The sequence below is a fragment of the Nocardioides sp. Z24_21 genome, from assembly GCF_058134345.1.
This window is the reverse complement of sequence record NZ_JBYTTH010000002.1, coordinates 814,356-830,981: the sequence shown is the minus strand read 5'-3', so window position 1 is coordinate 830,981 and position 16,626 is coordinate 814,356. Positions and strand designations below refer to the sequence as shown.

17 protein-coding genes are annotated in these 16,626 nt (G+C 73.7%); 4 read left to right on the top strand and 13 right to left on the bottom strand.

What is annotated here, in order from left to right; all coding sequences use genetic code 11:
- The first annotated feature begins 246 nt into the window (after positions 1-246).
- The gene (locus tag AC3X7Z_RS10440) at positions 247-846 is read left to right on the top strand and encodes a helix-turn-helix domain-containing protein (RefSeq protein WP_489975854.1); all 600 of its coding nucleotides are present in this window, start codon (positions 247-249) and stop codon (positions 844-846) included.
- A 22-nt stretch (positions 847-868) separates the two neighbouring features.
- On the opposite strand, the gene AC3X7Z_RS10435 is transcribed toward AC3X7Z_RS10440, so the two are convergent.
- The 3 genes from AC3X7Z_RS10435 to AC3X7Z_RS10425 all read right to left on the bottom strand — a co-directional run bounded on the left by AC3X7Z_RS10435 (position 869) and on the right by AC3X7Z_RS10425 (position 3,372).
- The gene (locus AC3X7Z_RS10435; protein WP_489975853.1) at positions 869-1,507 is read right to left on the bottom strand and encodes an MBL fold metallo-hydrolase; all 639 of its coding nucleotides are present in this window, start codon (positions 1,505-1,507) and stop codon (positions 869-871) included.
- Positions 1,507-2,640 (bottom strand): S-(hydroxymethyl)mycothiol dehydrogenase, encoded by a 1,134-nt coding sequence (locus AC3X7Z_RS10430; protein ID WP_186342390.1) that lies wholly within the window; start codon positions 2,638-2,640, stop codon positions 1,507-1,509. Before AC3X7Z_RS10430 ends, AC3X7Z_RS10435 begins: the two co-directional genes overlap by 1 nt.
- 117 nt (positions 2,641-2,757) lie before the next feature.
- On the bottom strand, positions 2,758-3,372 hold the full coding sequence (locus AC3X7Z_RS10425; RefSeq protein WP_489975852.1) for a hypothetical protein: 615 nt from the start codon (positions 3,370-3,372) through the stop codon (positions 2,758-2,760).
- A gap of 135 nt (positions 3,373-3,507) precedes the next feature.
- Between AC3X7Z_RS10425 and AC3X7Z_RS10420 the strand changes: the two genes are divergently transcribed.
- On the top strand, positions 3,508-3,906 hold the full coding sequence (locus tag AC3X7Z_RS10420; protein WP_186342392.1) for a hypothetical protein: 399 nt from the start codon (positions 3,508-3,510) through the stop codon (positions 3,904-3,906).
- A 3-nt stretch (positions 3,907-3,909) separates the two neighbouring features.
- Positions 3,910-5,457, top strand: a complete 1,548-nt coding sequence (locus AC3X7Z_RS10415; protein ID WP_489975851.1) for a hypothetical protein — start codon at positions 3,910-3,912, stop codon at positions 5,455-5,457.
- A 101-nt stretch (positions 5,458-5,558) separates the two neighbouring features.
- Here AC3X7Z_RS10415 and tsaD read toward each other — a convergent pair whose 3' ends face one another.
- Genes tsaD through glmS form a run of 9 tightly spaced genes read right to left on the bottom strand, consistent with a single transcriptional unit; the run spans position 5,559 to position 14,418 of the window.
- On the bottom strand, positions 5,559-6,605 hold the full coding sequence (gene tsaD, locus AC3X7Z_RS10410; protein ID WP_489975850.1) for a tRNA (adenosine(37)-N6)-threonylcarbamoyltransferase complex transferase subunit TsaD: 1,047 nt from the start codon (positions 6,603-6,605) through the stop codon (positions 5,559-5,561).
- Entirely contained in the window at positions 6,598-7,053 is a 456-nt protein-coding gene (locus AC3X7Z_RS10405; protein WP_186342395.1) for a GNAT family N-acetyltransferase, read from the bottom strand. The genes tsaD and AC3X7Z_RS10405 overlap by 8 nt, the downstream gene beginning before the upstream one ends.
- Complete coding sequence (gene tsaB / locus AC3X7Z_RS10400) at positions 7,050-7,688, bottom strand: tRNA (adenosine(37)-N6)-threonylcarbamoyltransferase complex dimerization subunit type 1 TsaB (protein ID WP_489975849.1); 639 nt, start codon at positions 7,686-7,688, stop codon at positions 7,050-7,052. Before tsaB ends, AC3X7Z_RS10405 begins: the two co-directional genes overlap by 4 nt.
- A 10-nt stretch (positions 7,689-7,698) precedes the next feature.
- Complete coding sequence (gene tsaE, locus AC3X7Z_RS10395) at positions 7,699-8,589, bottom strand: tRNA (adenosine(37)-N6)-threonylcarbamoyltransferase complex ATPase subunit type 1 TsaE (RefSeq protein ID WP_186342397.1); 891 nt, start codon at positions 8,587-8,589, stop codon at positions 7,699-7,701.
- On the bottom strand, positions 8,586-9,650 hold the full coding sequence (locus AC3X7Z_RS10390; RefSeq protein WP_489975848.1) for an alpha/beta fold hydrolase: 1,065 nt from the start codon (positions 9,648-9,650) through the stop codon (positions 8,586-8,588). Before AC3X7Z_RS10390 ends, tsaE begins: the two co-directional genes overlap by 4 nt.
- Positions 9,647-10,798 (bottom strand): alanine racemase, encoded by a 1,152-nt coding sequence (gene alr / locus AC3X7Z_RS10385; protein ID WP_489975847.1) that lies wholly within the window; start codon positions 10,796-10,798, stop codon positions 9,647-9,649. Before alr ends, AC3X7Z_RS10390 begins: the two co-directional genes overlap by 4 nt.
- 7 nt (positions 10,799-10,805) lie before the next feature.
- The gene (locus AC3X7Z_RS10380) at positions 10,806-12,206 is read right to left on the bottom strand and encodes an NAD(P)H-hydrate dehydratase (RefSeq protein WP_489975846.1); all 1,401 of its coding nucleotides are present in this window, start codon (positions 12,204-12,206) and stop codon (positions 10,806-10,808) included.
- Positions 12,207-12,215: 9 nt separating this feature from the next.
- Positions 12,216-12,569: a holo-ACP synthase gene (locus AC3X7Z_RS10375; RefSeq protein WP_186342401.1), complete on the bottom strand. Its 354-nt coding sequence runs from the start codon at positions 12,567-12,569 to the stop codon at positions 12,216-12,218.
- Positions 12,570-12,573: 4 nt separating this feature from the next.
- Complete coding sequence (glmS, locus tag AC3X7Z_RS10370; RefSeq protein WP_489975845.1) at positions 12,574-14,418, bottom strand: glutamine--fructose-6-phosphate transaminase (isomerizing); 1,845 nt, start codon at positions 14,416-14,418, stop codon at positions 12,574-12,576.
- A gap of 65 nt (positions 14,419-14,483) precedes the next feature.
- Between glmS and coaA the strand changes: the two genes are divergently transcribed.
- Positions 14,484-15,452: a type I pantothenate kinase gene (gene coaA, locus AC3X7Z_RS10365; RefSeq protein WP_186342403.1), complete on the top strand. Its 969-nt coding sequence runs from the start codon at positions 14,484-14,486 to the stop codon at positions 15,450-15,452.
- A gap of 6 nt (positions 15,453-15,458) precedes the next feature.
- Here coaA and AC3X7Z_RS10360 read toward each other — a convergent pair whose 3' ends face one another.
- Positions 15,459-16,454: a GNAT family N-acetyltransferase gene (locus AC3X7Z_RS10360; protein ID WP_489975844.1), complete on the bottom strand. Its 996-nt coding sequence runs from the start codon at positions 16,452-16,454 to the stop codon at positions 15,459-15,461.
- Between the last annotated feature and the right edge of the window lie 172 nt (positions 16,455-16,626).

Below are 16,626 nucleotides of genomic sequence, written 5' to 3'. Positions count from 1 at the left end.
CTCTCTCCTGTCATCTGAGTCTCCGGGCGACTCAGATGACAAGGCGGCCCCGCAGAAGGAGCTCGCACCCCCACGCGTCGTCCTGCCACCTGAGTCTCTCCGCGACTCAGGTGCCAGTGCGGGCGGGTGGTCGCACCGGGATTGAGCTGGCCTGTGGACGAGCGATCGCCGGTTGTCGGTGCGGACGACTGGGATGGCAGGACCGAGGACGAGACGACGTCCACGACCGACGGAAGGGGCTGAGAGATGCGGACGACGGAGGAGTGGGACGCGGTGTGCGAGTGGACCGACGACGAGGTGGAGTGGTACCTGATGGGCCCGTTCGACGGAGGCGTGCCCGGTCTCGTGCGCCGCATCAGGCGGATCCTGGACGTGTCGCAGCGCGGGCTGGCGGCCATGATCGGGGTGTCGCAGTCAGTCGTCGCGAGGTGGGAGACCGGCCGCACCAGCCCGCGGGTGAGCGTGATGCAGTACCTGCTCGGCCTCGCCGGACTGGGCAGCACCGTCCACGACGCCGACAGCGGCGAGGTCGTCGAGCCGATGCGCGACGACGGGGCGCGGGACCGGGGCGGGAGGCGCTACCCCGCCCACGTCGACCTCAAGGCCACCGGGTGGTACGTCCCGCGCGGCCTCGAGTGCACGCCCGAGCCCGCTCGGTGGCGGCGCGCCTCGCGCGCCCGGAGGGAGCCGCTCGTCCTCCACCACACCTCGCCCTACTGGCGCTGGCTCCAGCGGCGCGTGTTCGGCACGCCCGTCGACCATCCGGCGTCCCGCCAGCTGGCGGCCGAGGCCGAGCACCTCGACGAGGTGAGGGAGGCCCGCCAGCAGCAGTGGCGGGCCGCCTGACCCCGGCTGGCCACAACCGACCTCAGCCGGCGAGCCGCTCCCGCTCGGCCCCGATGGTGGTGTCGGGACCGTGGCCGGTGTGCACGACCGTCTCGTCGGGCAGCTCGAGGAGCCGCGACCGGATGGACTCCTTGATCAGGTCCTCGTCGGAGTAGGAGCGACCGGTCGCCCCGGGCCCGCCCTGGAAGAGGGTGTCACCGGTGAAGACGCACCCGAGGTCGTGGACGTAGAGGCACACGGCGCCGGGAGCGTGGCCCGGCGTGTGGATCACCGTGACGGCCGCCCCGCCGATCGTGAGCGTCTGACCGTCGGCGAGGTCGACGTCCCAGAGCTCGGCCCCCTCCTCGTCACCACCGTGGGTCAGCTCCCACAGCGGCCGGTCGTCGGGGTGCAGCAGCACGGGCGCCCCGGTCCGGCGGCGCAGCTCGGGCGCGACCCGCACGTGGTCGTCGTGCGCGTGCGTGCACACGATCGCCTTCACGGTGCGGCCGCCGACGACCGCGAGGATCGCGTCGACGTCGTGCGGGGCGTCGATGACCAGGCACTGCTCGTCGTCCCCGATCACCCATACGTTGTTGTCGACGTCGTAGGTCTCTCCGTCGAGGGAGAACGTGCCCGAGACGACGCCGTGGTCGACCCGCACGCCGCGCGGCCCGGTCATCAGAGCACCACCACCGAGCGGAGCACGCTGGGGCCGTCTTCTGGCCCGTGGTGCATCTTCTCGAACGCCGCCTCGACGTCGCCGATGCCGATCTCCTCGGTCACGAAGGCGTCGAGGTCGAGCCGGCCCTGCTGGTAGAGGTCGACCAGCATCGGGAAGTCGCGCGAGGGCAGGCAGTCGCCATACCAGGAGGACTTGAGCGAGCCGCCGCGGCCGAAGACGTCGATGAGCGGGATCTCGGGGATCGTCATGTCCGGCGTCGGCACACCGACGAGGACGACGGTGCCGGCCAGGTCGCGGGCGTAGAAGGCCTGCTTCCACGTCTCCGGGCGACCGACGGCGTCGATCACCACGTCGGCCCCGCCCTCGTGGCCGGTGTCGTCCTGCGGCGGGGTCAGCTCGCGGATGGCGGTCACGGCGTCGACCTCGGCGGAGTTGACCGTGTGGGTGGCACCCATCGAGCGCGCCATCTCGAGCTTGCGGTCGTCGATGTCGACGGCGATGACCCGGGACGCTCCGGCGAGTGCGGCGCCCGCGATCGCTGCGGCACCGACGCCGCCGCAGCCGATGACGGCGACGGTGGAGCCGCGGGTCACGTTGCCCGTGTTGATGGCAGCACCCAGGCCGGCCATCACCCCGCACCCGAGCAGGCCGACGGCGGCGGGACGCGCCGAGGGGTCGACCTTCGTGCACTGGCCGGCCGCGACCAGCGTCTTCTCGGCGAACGCCCCGATGCCCAGCGCCGGCGACAGCTCGGTGCCGGCGAGGTCGCCCTCGGCGAGCGTCATCTTCTGGGTGGCGTTGTGGGTGGCGAAGCAGTACCACGGCTCACCGCGGTTGCAGGCGCGGCACTCGCCGCACACCGCGCGCCAGTTGAGGACGACGAAGTCGCCCGGCTCGACGCTCGTGACGTCCGGGCCGACCGACTCCACGACGCCGGCGGCCTCGTGGCCGAGCAGGAAGGGGAAGTCGTCGTTGATCCCGCCCTCGCGGTAGTGGAGGTCGGTGTGGCACACCCCGCAGGCCTGGATCTTCACGACCGCCTCGCCCGGGCCGGGGTCGGGGACGTTGATGGTGGTGAGCTGCACCGGCTCGCCCTTCGCGAGCGCGACGACCGCCTGGACCTGCTGCATCGATGTGCCTCCTCTGTGTCTGGGTCGACGCGAACGCTGCGACGCCGACCCCACAGATGCAACCACCCCGGGTGTCACGGTGTGCTCACCGGGACCCGGGCCAGCCCCGGGTGCCGCTCAGTCCAGGTCGGTCTTGAAGCTGGCGAGCAGGGAGTCGGTCACACCCTGCATCTCGTCGTCGGTCAGCGGCTGCGGCACGCCGTCGAGGTTGTGCCGGATGGTGATGGTCCAGCTCGAGTCGAGGAACATCACCCCGAAGGTGTGCACGCGGTACTGCGGGTCGGACGTCTCGTCGACGACGTGCCAGGCGTTGTACTTGCCGCCGGCCACCGCGTCGTCCTGGCGCACCTGGACCTTCGGGCCGTCGTGCTGGCGGATCCACTCCTTCGCGAAGGCGTCGAGCGAGGCCGTGTCGGTCAGCGCCGGCGCCAGCGTCACGCCGCTCTGGCCGTCGCGGAAGCCCTGCACGATGCCGAAGTCGCTGTTGCGGGTGTAGGTCGCCAGGCCGTGCATGCTGGCGCCGGGGACCTTGATCCGGGGCCCGTCCGCGGGCCCCACGACCGTGCTCGTCGCGGTCGGGACCGGGGTCGGCGGGGCGGACGACGACGTGGGCGAGCCGCCGACCGGGTCGGCGTGCGTGTCCTCCCCCGACGACTGGCACCCGCTGGCCAGGACCGCGACCAGACCGACGCACGCCGCCACCAGACGGACCCGCTCTCCCCGAGACATCATGCGCGGGAGCCTATCGGGCCGGACGACACGTCCCGGGGCACCGCGTTTTCCCTGGAGGATGCCTCGCGAGGCAGTTCGCCCACATAGGGTGGTTTTGGTTCTGCGACGAGGGGGAAAGGACAGATCATGCTGCCGTTGGAAGACCGTGAACTGCTCAACCAGACCATGGTCGGGCTCAACATCGATCCCGAGACGACCGCCTCCTTGATGGCCTCCTTCGACAAGGCCGCCGAGGGCGTCGTCAACAATCCCGTCGTGCCCGTCGCGAGCACCTCGTTCGGTCAGTCCTACACCGGTGGATACCGCCTCGGCACCAACACCGAGATGGCCCACCAGACCGTCGCCGACGAGCTCAAGAAGATGGCGGCCGGGCTGCGCGGGATGGCCGAGTCGGTGGAGCTCTTCAACAAGGACATGGAGACGACGACCGAGCAGACCGCCGCGACGATGCGCCTGATCCAGACGTCGACGAGCTGCGTGGCTGCCCCCGACTTCGGCACCGACCAGTGCACCATGCCCACCGAGGAGGACTGAGCCGTGACCAAGGGACCCAACCGTCAGGTTCTCGACACCTACCTCGACTCTGCGGCCGGGGGTGAGATCAAGAACGCCGGCGACGCCTGGAAGGAGAAGGCCGCCGACCTGAAGGTGCTGGGCGACGCCCTCAGGAACGCCGCTCAGCAGGCCGAGCTCCGCATCGGCGAGTCGACCCTCACCGGTCCGGCCCTGCGCGCCGGGATGGAGGAGTCGGCGACCTCGATCATCGCGAAGTCCGAGCAGCTCGAGGCGGCCGGCGAGGCCCTGCGCCAGGTGGGACTCCAGATCGAGGACACCCGGACCACGCGCGACAACATGGCTGACCTCGGCGACAAGCCGGCTCCCTACCAGGCTCCCGCGGGCACGCCCGGCGTCGAGCCGACCAAGGAGGAGCTGCAGGCGCAGGCGGCCGCGTCCAGCGCGCGGGCCAACGCGCGCTCGTCCTGGCAGGCGGAGTACGAGAAGCAGGAGGCCAAGGCTCTCGCGCTCACCAAGGACCTCGATGCGGCCTTCCTCGGTGCGATCCCGCCGATGAAGGAGATCCACGGGCAGCCCGACCCGACCGAGCCGCCGCCCAGCGTCCCGACCGGTCCGTCGGGTCCCTACCTGCCGGGCACCAAGGCGCCGGGCGTTCCGACGACGCCCGAGGGTCCCGGCAACGGCAACCCGCCGGGCACCTGGAACCCGACCCCGCAGCCGCCCACCGGCCCCCCGATCCCTGAGCCGCCCCCCGGCGACCCGACTCCTCAGCCGCCCACCGGCAACCCGCCCCCTCCGCCCACCACGGAGCCGACTCCGCCGACCCACACCCCGCCGACCCACACCCCGCCGACCCACACCCCGCCGGGCACGACCCCGACCTACCCGGGAGCCACGCCGGGCGAGACCAGCACGGTCGCGGGCTCGTCGCAGGGCGGGGTGAGCTACACCCCCGGCGGCTCGCAGGTGGCGGCGCCCGGCGCGGCGGGCGCGGCCGGAGCGGGCGCCGGCGGCGTCAACGCCGCGGCGATGGGCGCTGCCGGTGCGGCCGGCGGTGCCAGCGGCATGATGGGCGGCGTCCGCGCCGGCTCGGTGTCCTCCCCCGGTTCGTCCACCACCCGACCGATCGGAGCCACCGGTCGCAGCGGCAGCGCCGGCGCGTTGTCGCGTCCGACCAGCGCGGGTGCGGCAGGTGCGACCGGACGCGGCGGCGCAGCGGCCGGCAGCCCCACCTCGCGCGGAGCCGGCTCGGCGGCCGCACGCGGGGCCTCCACCGGTGGGTCGTCAGCCCGCGGTGCCGGCTCGGCCGGTGCCCGTGGCGCCGGCACGGCGGGTGGACGCGGTGCCGGCTCGGCGGGCAGCCGCGGCGCGGCGGCCGGCTCGAGCACCGGCTCCCGCTCCGGCGGGCGCGGCTCGAGCGGGGCCCGCGGTGCGGGTGCAGCGGCTGGTGGCGCCTCCGGGCGCGGCGGCCGCAAGGGCGACCGCGACCAGGCCGCAGAGCGCGACAGCCTGGTCTACGACCAGGACTGGCTCGGCGACGACGAGGTCGCTCCGAGCGTCCTCGACTGACAACCACGGCGCACGAGTGCGCGTGACGAAGGCCCCCGCTCTCGGGCGGGGGCCTTCGGCGTCCCCGATGGGGCAACGGTGGGGCAACGGTGCCGGAGCGGTCAGGCCACGACGGTCGTGATCGGCTGCGAGGAGTCGGCGGGGAGGTCGAGCGAGGAGGGCGTACGCCCCCGTGCGACGAGCTCGGCGCCGAGCGCGGCGACCATGGCCCCGTTGTCGGTGCACAGGCCCGGGCGCGGCACCCGCACCCGGATGCCACGGGCGGTGGCGCGCTCCTCGGCCATGGCACGCAGGCGGCTGTTGGCAGCCACCCCGCCGCCGATCAGGATGTCCTCGATCCCTCGGCTCGTCGCCGCGTCGATCGCCTTGCGGGTCAGCACGTCGCATACGGCCTCCTGGAACGACGCGGCCACGTCGGCGACGTCGATCGTGGCCCCCGAGCGCTGCTGGGCCTCCACCCAGCGGGCCACGGCGGTCTTCAGTCCGGAGAAGGAGAAGTCGAAGCGGTGACGCTCGAGGTCGCGCCGGCTGGTGAGCCCGCGCGGGAAGTCGATGGCGACGCTGTTGCCCGAGCGCGCCTGCTTGTCGATGTGGGGGCCGCCGGGGAAGGGGAGGCCGAGCAGCCGGGCGACCTTGTCGAAGGCCTCCCCCGCGGCGTCGTCGATGGTGGCGCCCATCGGCTCCACGCCGACCGTGACGTCGGTGACCTCCAGCAGGCTGGAGTGACCGCCCGAGACCAGCATCGCCAGGCACGGCTCGGGCAGCGGACCGTGCTCGAGCTGGTCGACGGCGACGTGGGCGGCGAGGTGGTTGACGCCGTAGATCGGCTTGCCGAGGCCGAGCGCGAGCGCCTTGGCGCTCGCCACGCCCACCAGCAGCGCGCCGGCGAGCCCGGGCCCGCTGGTCACGGCCACCGCGTCGATGTCGGACAGGCAGATGCCGGCGGTCTCGGCGGCCCGCTCGATCGTGGGCACCATCGCCTCGAGGTGGGCGCGGCTGGCGACCTCGGGCACGACGCCGCCGAAGCGGGCGTGCTCCTCGACGCTGCTGGCGACGGTGTCGGCGAGCAGCGTGTGGCCTCGGACGATGCCGACGCCGGTCTCGTCGCACGAGGTCTCGATGCCGAGGACGAGCGGTGCGTCAGTCATGGGCGGTCTCCGTCTGCTCCCTCGCCGCGCCCGGGAGCCAGCGGCACATCACCAGCGCCTCCGACCCGTCGCGGTAGTAGTGCGGTCGTACGTCGATGACGCTGAACTGCCGGGCGACGTAGAACCCGACGGCGGGCGCGTTGGCCACGCTCACCTCCAGCAGCATCCGCGAGGCGCCGTCGGTGTCGACGAGGAGCTCCTCGAGGAGCCGGGAGGCGAGGCCGGCGCGGCGCGCGTCGGGGCGTACGCCGATGCGCAGCAGGTCGACGATGTCGCCGGCGGTCATCGTCACCGCGTAGCCGGAGAGGTCGTCGGCGACCAGGAAGCGTCGCCCGGGCCCCTCGATCTCCTCGCGCACGAGCGCCTCGCTCCACGCGTCGGGACCGAAGAGCTCCTGCTCGAGGGCGAGGAGTGCCGGCAGGTCGGCGAGCGTGGCGGGACGGATCACGAGACGGGCTTCCGGGGTGCGCCGGCGACCGCGTCGGGGCGGCGCAGGTAGAGGGGCTCGGGGTCGAGCAGCTCGACGAGCTCGTCGGCCACGCCGACGGCCAGCCAGCCGGCGCCCGGCCGGGTGGGAGCGATCGCGTGGGGGAACGCGTCGAAGTAGAGCTCGGGACCGGCGCCGGCGACGGGTGCGCCCGTGGCGACCTCTGCCGGGCGGGTCACGACGGGGCCCTCGAGGCGGCGGCCGTCGGCGTCGTAGGAGGCGAGGTAGACCTCCTTGCGGCGCGCGTCGGTGGCGACGAGGAACCCGCCGTCCGGTGCGCCGGCGCCGGCGACCTCGAGGGCGACGGCGTCGAGCGAGCACACGCCGTAGACCGGGACGTCGAGGACGAAGCCGAGGGTGCGCGCGGTGACGACGCCGACCCGGAGCCCGGTGAACGGTCCGGGGCCGACCCCCACTGCGACCCCGGAGAGGTCCTGCCGCACGATGCCGGCGTCCTCCATCGCGCGGGCGATGAGCGGCGCGAGGTGCTCGCCGTGCTTCATCGGCTGCTCGGAGGAGTGCTCGACGACCACCCGCTCACCGTCGTGCAGGGCGACGGAGACCAGCGGGGTCGCGGTGTCGAAGGCGAGCAGCACGGCGTCGAGGCTACTGTCCGACGATCCAGCGCAGCGAAACCCGGCGCGGGTCGGCCCCGTCGTCGGCCGGCGCGTCGCCCACCGTCCGCTCGATCACGACCTCGAGGCGCGACTCGGCCAGCCCCTCGGCCAGGCCCGCCCCCCACTCGACGACGGTCACGGCCGTGTCGAGGGAGGTGTCGAGGTCGAGGTCGTCGAGCTCGTCGAGGCCGCCGAGTCGGTAGGCGTCGACGTGCACGAGGTCGGGCCCCTCCCCCAGCGCGGGGTGCACCCGGGCGATCACGAACGTCGGCGACGTCACGCCGCCGCGCACGCCGAGCCCCTCGCCCAGGCCCTGGGTGAACGTCGTCTTGCCGGCGCCCAGCTCACCGGTGAGCACCACCAGGTCGCCGGCGACCAGGCTGGCGCCGACCCGGGCCCCGAGCCGGCGCATCGTCTCCGCGTCGGGGGCGTCGAACGACGTGCCCAGCCACCTCGCGAGCTCGACGTAGGGGCTCGCGCCGCCCGTGACGACGAAGTCGTGGGCCTCCCAGAACGCGACGGTGCCGGGCAGCTCCTCGCGGGCGACGACCCGCACCGCCGACCGCCCGGCGGACGCCTCCACGGCCGCCTCGACGAGTGCGGTGGCCACTCCCCTGCCCTGCGCCGCCGGTGTCACGCCGAAGCGGCGGAGCACCAGCCCGTCGGGCCCCGGGTCGAGGACGACGCAGCCGACCGGCTCCCCGTCGAGGCACGCCAGCAGACCACCCCGGCGCGCGAGCAGGCGCCGCAGGGAGTCGACGTCCTCGCCCAGGGCGTCCGCCGGCGGGTCGAGGGCCGGGCGGGCACCGAAGGCCTCCCGCACCACGGCCAGCACGTCGGCGGCCGACTCGGGGCCGACCCTGCGCACGACGAGGCTCACGACAGGTCCTGCCCCTGGGCCAGCGAGATCAGGTCGTCGAGCTCGGCGGTGACCTGCTTGTGGCGCTCGAGCAGCACCATGTGGCCCGCGCCCTCGCACTCGAGCAGGCTCGAGCCCGGGATCCGGCTGTGCAGCTTGCGGCTGTGACCGACGGAGGTGATCTTGTCGGCGGTGCCGCAGATGATCGAGGTGGGGACCTGCCCCAGGGGCGCGAGGTGGTCGAAGTGGTCGAGGGTGGCGAAGGCGGGGTAGAAGTCCGCGACCACCGCGAACGGCGTCGCGTCGAGCATCGAGTAGACGAACTCGACGTGCGAGGCGGGGACGTCGTCGCCGAAGGCGTAGCGGTCGGTGATGACGTCGGCGATCGCGTGGCCCCAGGACCGCGCGAGGTCGACGGCCTTGTGGCCGCGGTCGAGGGTGCGTACGGCACGGCCGACGAACCGCCCGCCGAGGCCGAGCGGCAGCATCGGGAACAGGATGCGACCCGGGTCGAGGCCTCCGGCCGTGGTGGAGATCAGCGCGGCGCCGCGGACCTTGTCGCCGAAGAGGTCGGGGTGCTGCTGGGCGAGCGAGATCACGCTCATCCCGCCCATGGAGTGGCCGACCACCACGCACGGACCGGGCACCGTCGTCTCGATGACGCGGCGCAGGTCGTGGCCGAGCTGCTCGATCGTGCAGTGCTTCTCGTCGGAGCGCGCGGAGCGGCCGTGGCTGCGCTGGTCGTAGAAGACGGTGCGCACCTGGCCGCGGTAGGCCGCGCGCTGGTAGTGCCAGCAGGCGAGGTTGAGGGAGTAGCCGTGCACGAACACCACGGTGAGGTCGTCGTCGGTCGTGGCGCGGCCGCCGAAGTCGGCGGGCTCGTCGATCTCCACGTGCAGGGCGAGGCCGTCGTCGGCGACCACCACCCGCGGCGGGCTGTGCAGCTCGCCGAAGGCGACCGTCTCCCCGGCGGCGCGGTTGCCGATGACGCGGTTCTGGCGCGCGATGCCCACGGCGCCGGCGGCGGCGGCCAGGCCCGCCGCGCCCACGACCGAGCCGAAGACGCGGCCCTTGACGCTCACGGTGCGGTCCCTCCGGGCTCGTCGCCGTCGACGTGCCGGCGGACGAACCGGCCGCCGATCCGGGTGACGATCTCGTAGCTGATCGTGCCCACCGCGTCGGCCCACTCCTGCGCGGTCGGCTCACCGGCGTCGCCGGGACCGAAGAGGACGACCTCGGTGCCGGGCGGCGGCAGCTCGCCGTGCAGCTCGATCACCAGCTGGTCCATGCACACGCGTCCCCGGACGGGGCGTCGCGAGTCGCCCACCCAGACGGCGGCGGTGTTGCCTGCTGCCCGCGGGACGCCCTCGGCGTAGCCGACCGGCACGACGCCGACGCTCGTGTCGCGCTCGGCGTGCCAGGTGTGCCCGTAGGAGACGCCGTCGCCGGCCCGCACCTCCTTGCTGAGCAGCAGGCGGGCCCGCACCGTCATCGCCGGCCGGAGGCCAAGGAGCGGGCTGACGCCGGGTGCCGGGTCGAGGCCGTAGGCCGCGATGCCGCAGCGGACCATGTCGAAGTGGGAGGACGGACGCAGGACCGCCGCCGCCGAGTTGGCCAGGTGGGCCACGTCCGGGTCGAGACCCGCCTCGGCGGCCAGCGCGAGGGCGTCGCGGAAGGCGGCCTCCTGCGCGTCGTTGGCCGGGTGCTCGGGCTCGTCGCTCGCGGCGAGGTGGGACCAGATGCCCGTGACGGTGATGCGGCCCTGGCGCTCGAGCAGGCTCGCCCTGGCGAACAGCTCGGACCACTCCGCGCGGGGCGCGCCGCCGCGGGAGAGGCCGGTGTCGACCTTGAGCTGCACGCGGGCAGCGCCCACGGCGGCGATCTCCTCGAGCTCGGCCAGCGAGTAGGCGGTGACCTCGATGCCGGCCGCCACGGCGGCCGCGAAGTCGTCGCCCGGGGCGCTCAGCCAGCACAGCAGCGGGCCCGAGTCGCCGGCGGCCCGCAGGGCGAGCGCCTCCTCGATGGTGGCCACCCCCAGCCAGTCGGCCCCGGCATCGCGGGCGGCCGCGGCCACCTCGGCCATGCCGTGGCCGTAGCCGTCGGCCTTGACGACCACCATGAGCGCGACGGGGCCGTCGACGTTGACGAGGTCCTTGAGGATGCGCACGTTGTGGCGCACGGCGGCGAGGTCGACGACGATCTCGGCGCGTGGCGGCACAGGATCGCTCATGGGACGATCATCCCAAACCCGCGAGCGTGTCACGCACCAGGCGCGGGATCTGGTCAGCGACGCGGCCCGCGGTGAGCGGTCCGTCGCCGGACGCCTGCGTCGCTGCGGCGCCGTGCAGCCAGGAGCCCACGGACGCGGCGTCGAAGGGATCGAGGCCCGCGGCGAGCAGCGCGCCGATGAGTCCGGCGAGCACGTCGCCGGCCCCGGCGGTGGCGAGCCAGGGCACGCCGGTGGTGGTGGCCCGCACCCGCCCGCCGGGGTCGGCGACGAGGGTGTGGTGGCCCTTGAGGAGCACCACGCAGTCGAAGCGGTCGGCCGCCCGGCGTGCGTGCTCGAGCGGGGCTGCCTCGACCTCGGCGCGCTCCAGGCCGAGCATGGCGGCCAACTCGCCGGCGTGCGGGGTGAGGACCCAGCCAGGCGCGCGGCCGTCGACGTGGCGCAGTGCGTCGGCGTCGGCCACGACGGGCACGTCGTCGGAGCGGGCCGCGGAGACCATCGCCTCGGCGTCGTCGCCGCCCCCGGGGCCCACGACCCAGGCCTGGACCCGTCCGTCGCCCACGACCTCCGGGTGCGCGCTGCGGACAGCGGCGGCGACCTCGTCGGGGCCGACGTAGCGCACCATCCCGGTGAGGCCGCACGCGGCGCCGGCGACCGCCAGCAGGGCGGCCCCGGGGTAGGTGCTCGACCCGGCGCGGACGCCCACCACGCCGCGGGTGTACTTGTGCGCGGTGGGTCCCGGCCGGGGCAGCAGGCGGCGGACGTCGGCCGGCTGGAGCGCCTCCACCGCCGGCGCGCCGAGGTCGCCGTCGTCGAGGCCGAGGTCGACGAGGTGGACCGCCCCGCTGGCCAGGCAGGCGGGGTCGACGAGGTGGGCGACCTTGTGGGTGCCGAAGGTGACCGTCAGGTCGGCGCGCACGTGCGCGCCGTCGAGGGTGCCGCCGTCGACGTCGACACCGGACGGCACGTCGACCGCGACCACCGGCACGCCGGCGAACCGCTCGAGCGCCGCCACCGCGTCGGGCCGCAGCCCGGGCCGGCCGCCGATGCCGACGATGCCGTCGACCACCACGTCGGGGTGGGGGTCGAGGTCGTCGGCGTTCCGGGTCGTACGCCCCCCGGCGGCGAGCAGCGCGGCGTGGCCCGCCTCGTGGGCGTGGTCGGCGAGCAGCAGACCCTCGACCGAGGCGCCGCGGGCGGCGAGCCGGGCACCCGCCCACAGCGCGTCGCCGCCGTTGTCGCCGGGCCCGACCAGCAGCAGGACGCGCCGGCCGTAGCCCCCGCCGAGCAGGTCGAGGACGGCGGCTGCCAGGCCTGCCGCGGCGCGCTGCATGAGTGCGCCCTCGGGCAGGCGCGCCATCGCGGCGGCCTCCGCGCGGCGTACGTCCTCGACGGTGTGGGCACGCAGCATCGCGACTCCTCAGGACTCCAGCACGACCACGGCCGAGGCGATGCCGGCGTCGTGCGACAGCGAGACGTGCACGTGCACGACCCCCAACGCCTCGGCGCGCGCGGCGACCGTCCCGCGGATCTCGAAGCGCGGCCGGCCGGTCTCCTCCGAGACGATCTCGGCGTCGTGCCAGGCCATCCCGACGGGCGCGCCGAGCGCCTTGGCCATCGCCTCCTTGGCCGCGAAGCGCGCGGCCAGCGACGCCGGAGGACGCACCGACTCGGCCTCGGTGAACAGTCGACCGCGCAGCCTTGGGGTGCGCTCGAGGGACTGCGTGAAGCGGTCGATGTCGACCACGTCGATGCCGACGCCGATGACCGGCATGCGTCTACTCGACCGTGACGGACTTGGCGAGGTTGCGGGGCTGGTCGACGTCGTGGCCGAGCAGCGTGGCGAGCTCGCACGCGAACAGCTGCAGCGGCACCACGGCCAGGATCGGCTGGAGGAGCACCGGCACCTGCGGCAGCGTGATGAGCTCGTCGGCGTAGGGGACGATGGTCGTGTCGCCCTCCTCGGCCAGGCAGATCGTCCGGGCGCCGCGCGCGCGGACCTCCTGGATGCCGCTGATCATCTTGTTGTGCAGGTGGTCGCGGCCCCGGGGCGGCACGACGCACAGGACCGGGAGCCCTTCCTCCACCAGCGCGATCGGCCCGTGCTTGAGCTCGCCGGCGGCGAAGCCCTCGGCGTGCAGGTAGGCGATCTCCTTGAGCTTGAGGGCCCCCTCCAGCGCAACCGGGTAGCCGGCGTGGCGGCCCAGGAACAGCACCGAGCGGTTGTCCACGTGGTCGCGGGCGAGCGCGTAGACCTGCTCGGCCTTCTCCAGCACGGTCTCGACGTGGCCGGGCATCTCGTCGAGCTGGTCCATCACCAGGGAGATCTCGTCGCCGAAGCGGGTGCCCTTGACCTGCGCGAGGTAGAGCGCGAGGAGGTAGCAGGCGACGAGCTGGGTGAGGAAGCCCTTGGTCGAGGCGACGCCGATCTCGGGGCCGGCGTGGGTGTAGATGACGCCGTCGGACTCACGCGGGATGGTCGAGCCGTTGGTGTTGCAGATGGCCAGCACCTTGGAGCGCTGCGCCCGGGCGTGCCGGATGGCCTGGAGCGTGTCGGCGGTCTCGCCGGACTGGCTGATCGCGACCACCAGGGTGGCGTTGGTCAGGATCGGGTCGCGGTAGCGGAACTCGCTGGCGAGCTCGACCTCGACCGGGATCCGGCACCAGTGCTCGATGGCGTACTTGGCGACCATGCCGGCGTAGAACGACGTGCCGGCCGCGATGATGATGATCTTGTCGATGTCGCGCAGGTCCTGGTCGGAGAGGCGCATCTCGTCGAGCTGCAGGTGCCCGTCGGCGCCGCGGCGGCCCAGCAGCGAGTCGGCGACGGCCCGCGGCTGCTCGAAGATCTCCTTGCGCATGAACCAGTCGTGGCCGTCCTTCTCGGCGGCCGAGAGGTCCCAGTCGACGTGGTAGCGGCGGCCCTCGGCCGGGGTGCCGTCGAAGCCGGAGACGTTGACGCCCTCGCGGGTGATCGTGACGACCTGGTCCTGGCCGAGCTCCAGCGCCTCGCGGGTGTGCTCGATGAAGGCGGCCACGTCGGAGCCGACGAAGTTCTCGCCCTCGCCGACGCCGACCACGAGCGGGCTGTTGCGGCGTGCCGCGACGACGCGGTCGGGGTCGTGGGCGTCGACGGCGACGAGGGTGAACGCGCCCTCGAGGCCGCGGCAGACGTTCTGCATGGCGACGGTCAGGTCGACGCCGGTCTCGAGCTGTTCCTCCAACAGGTGCGCCGCGACCTCGGTGTCGGTTTCGGAGGCCATCTCGATGCCGTCGGCCTCCAGGCGCGCGCGCAGGTCGGCGAAGTTCTCGAGGATGCCGTTGTGCACCAGCGCCACGCGACGCTGACGGCCCAGGTGCGGGTGGGCGTTGCGGTCCGTCGGCGGGCCGTGGGTGGCCCAGCGGGTGTGCCCGATGCCGGTGGTGCTGGCCGGGAGCGGGGCGTCGATGATCGCCTTCTCGAGGTTGGCGAGCTTGCCGGCGCACTTCTCCGACACGATCGACCCGGCGTCGACGAGCGCGATGCCGGCGGAGTCGTAGCCGCGGTACTCCAGGCGCCGCAGTCCCTCGATGATGACGCCCTGGGCCGGCCTGGGACCCACGTACCCGACGATTCCGCACATGGGCCGGGAGTCTATCGGCAGGGTGCTGCGCGGCCCGACGCAGCGGCGGTGCCACAATCGCACCCATGCCCGAGGACAGCGCGCCCTCCAACGGCGGCGAGTCCTCCCCCTACGTCGAGCTCGACCGGGCGGCGTGGGCGCAGCTGGCGGGCACGGCCGAGACCACCCTGACGCGCGAGGAGGTCGCCCGTCTCCGGGGTCTGGGCGACCAGCTCGACCTGCGCGAGATCGAGCAGGTCTACCTTCCGCTCTCGCGGCTGCTGAGCCTCTACGTCGCGGCCAACTCGCGCCTGCACCGCAAGCAGGAGGAGTTCCTGCACCGCGTCACCCCGCCGCGTACGCCGTTCGTGATCGGCCTCGCCGGGTCGGTGGCGGTCGGCAAGTCGACCACCGCGCGCGTGCTGCAGCAGATGCTCGCCCACTGGCCCGAGCACCCCAACGTCGCCCTCGTCACCACCGACGGCTTCCTGCTGCCCAACGCCGAGCTCGAACGCCGCGGGATCCTGCACCGCAAGGGGTTCCCGGAGTCCTACGACCGCCGGGCGCTGCTCAAGTTCGTCATCGACATCAAGTCGGGCCGCGACGAGGTCGAGGCGCCGATCTACTCCCACCTGGTCTACGACGTGCTGCCCGACGAGAAGGTCGTGGTCAAGCGCCCGGACATCGTGATCATCGAGGGCCTCAACGTCCTCCAGCCCGCACGGGTCCGCGAGGACGGACGCACCGGGCTGGCGGTCAGCGACTTCTTCGACTTCAGCGTCTACGTCGACGCTGCCCTGGCCGACATCAAGCGGTGGTACGTCGACCGCTTCCTGCGGCTGCGCGAGACCGCCTTCCGCGACCCGGCGTCCTACTTCCGCAAGTACGCCGCGCTCTCCCACGACGAGGCCGTCGACCAGGCCACCCGCATCTGGGACTCGACCAACGGGCCCAACCTCGTGCAGAACGTCGCCCCCACCCGCTCCCGCGCCAACCTGGTGCTCCGCAAGGACGCCGACCACTCCGTGCGCTACGTGCGGCTGCGCAAGCTCTGAGTGGCCTCAGAGCCGCTTCTGCAGCTCCAGCAGCGTCTCGATCGTGCGGTAGCCGAGCGCGTCGTTGACGGCGTTCATCCAGGTGTTGACCTCGGCGTTGGAGGTGTCGAGGGAGACCAGGCCGGGATGGGTGGCGAGGGCGAGGTCGTGCGTGGCGACCTTGAGCGCCAGGCCGAGCCGGCGGCCGCGGTGGACCGGGTCGACGAGGGTGATGCCGACCTGGCCGTGGGCCGGGTCGCTGTCGTCGACGCGTACGTCGGAGACACCCGCCACCGAGCCGTCCGGTGCGATCGCCAACGCCGTGTGGACGTGGCGGCCGATCGCGACCTGGCGCTGCTCGGCCTCGCGGATCCGCTCCGGCGTCCAGTCCGACGCCGTGAGGTCGAGCTCGCCGAGCGGGATCTCCGACATCAGCATGCCGAGGATCCGGCCGAACGACGCGAGGTGCTCCTCGGGGCACACGGTGTCGAAGGTGACGACGCGGTAGCCGTCGGGCACCGGCGCAGGCGCCACCAGCTCGTCGCGGCGGGCACGGTAGTCAGCGAGCGCCAGCTCCTTGATCGACTCGCGGCTGGCGACGTCGTAGCCCATCGCCCGGGCGAAGTGCTCGGCCGGGCCCGACCCGCCGGGCGGGACGTAGGCCTCCCCCTGGATCGTCGTACGCCCGTCGCCCGCGGCCACGACCTCGAGCTCCTCGGCCAGCCGGCGCCCGATGCCCTGCCGCGTGCGGTCGGGGCGGACGTAGACGAACGCCATGGCGGAGTGCAGGTTGTCCTTGAGCGTCCGGGTGAGCAGGCCGGCCCCGACCATCTCACGGCCGTGGATCGCCCCGATGATCGTGACGCCCCGCTCGGGGTTGGGCGCCGGCAGGGCGACCCGGCTCTGCTCCCACACCGGCCACGGCATGCCGGGCCGCTCGGCCGTCGCCGCTCGCCCGACCTCCCACCACGCGCGGAGGGCCGCCTCGTTGCGCGGGTCGATCTGCTCGATGTCGACGCCCACGGCGGCGACGGTAGTCGGCGGGGCCTGCCGGTTCACCCCGATTAACGGCGTGCGCCCGGCGTCACGCTGCGCAGGGTCGGCGGATGACGACCGACTCACCGCTCCGCAGCTGGCTGCGCACGGCGCTGCTCGACGCCCGCCGTGCTCCCGCGCGAGGCCGGCTGGCCCACTA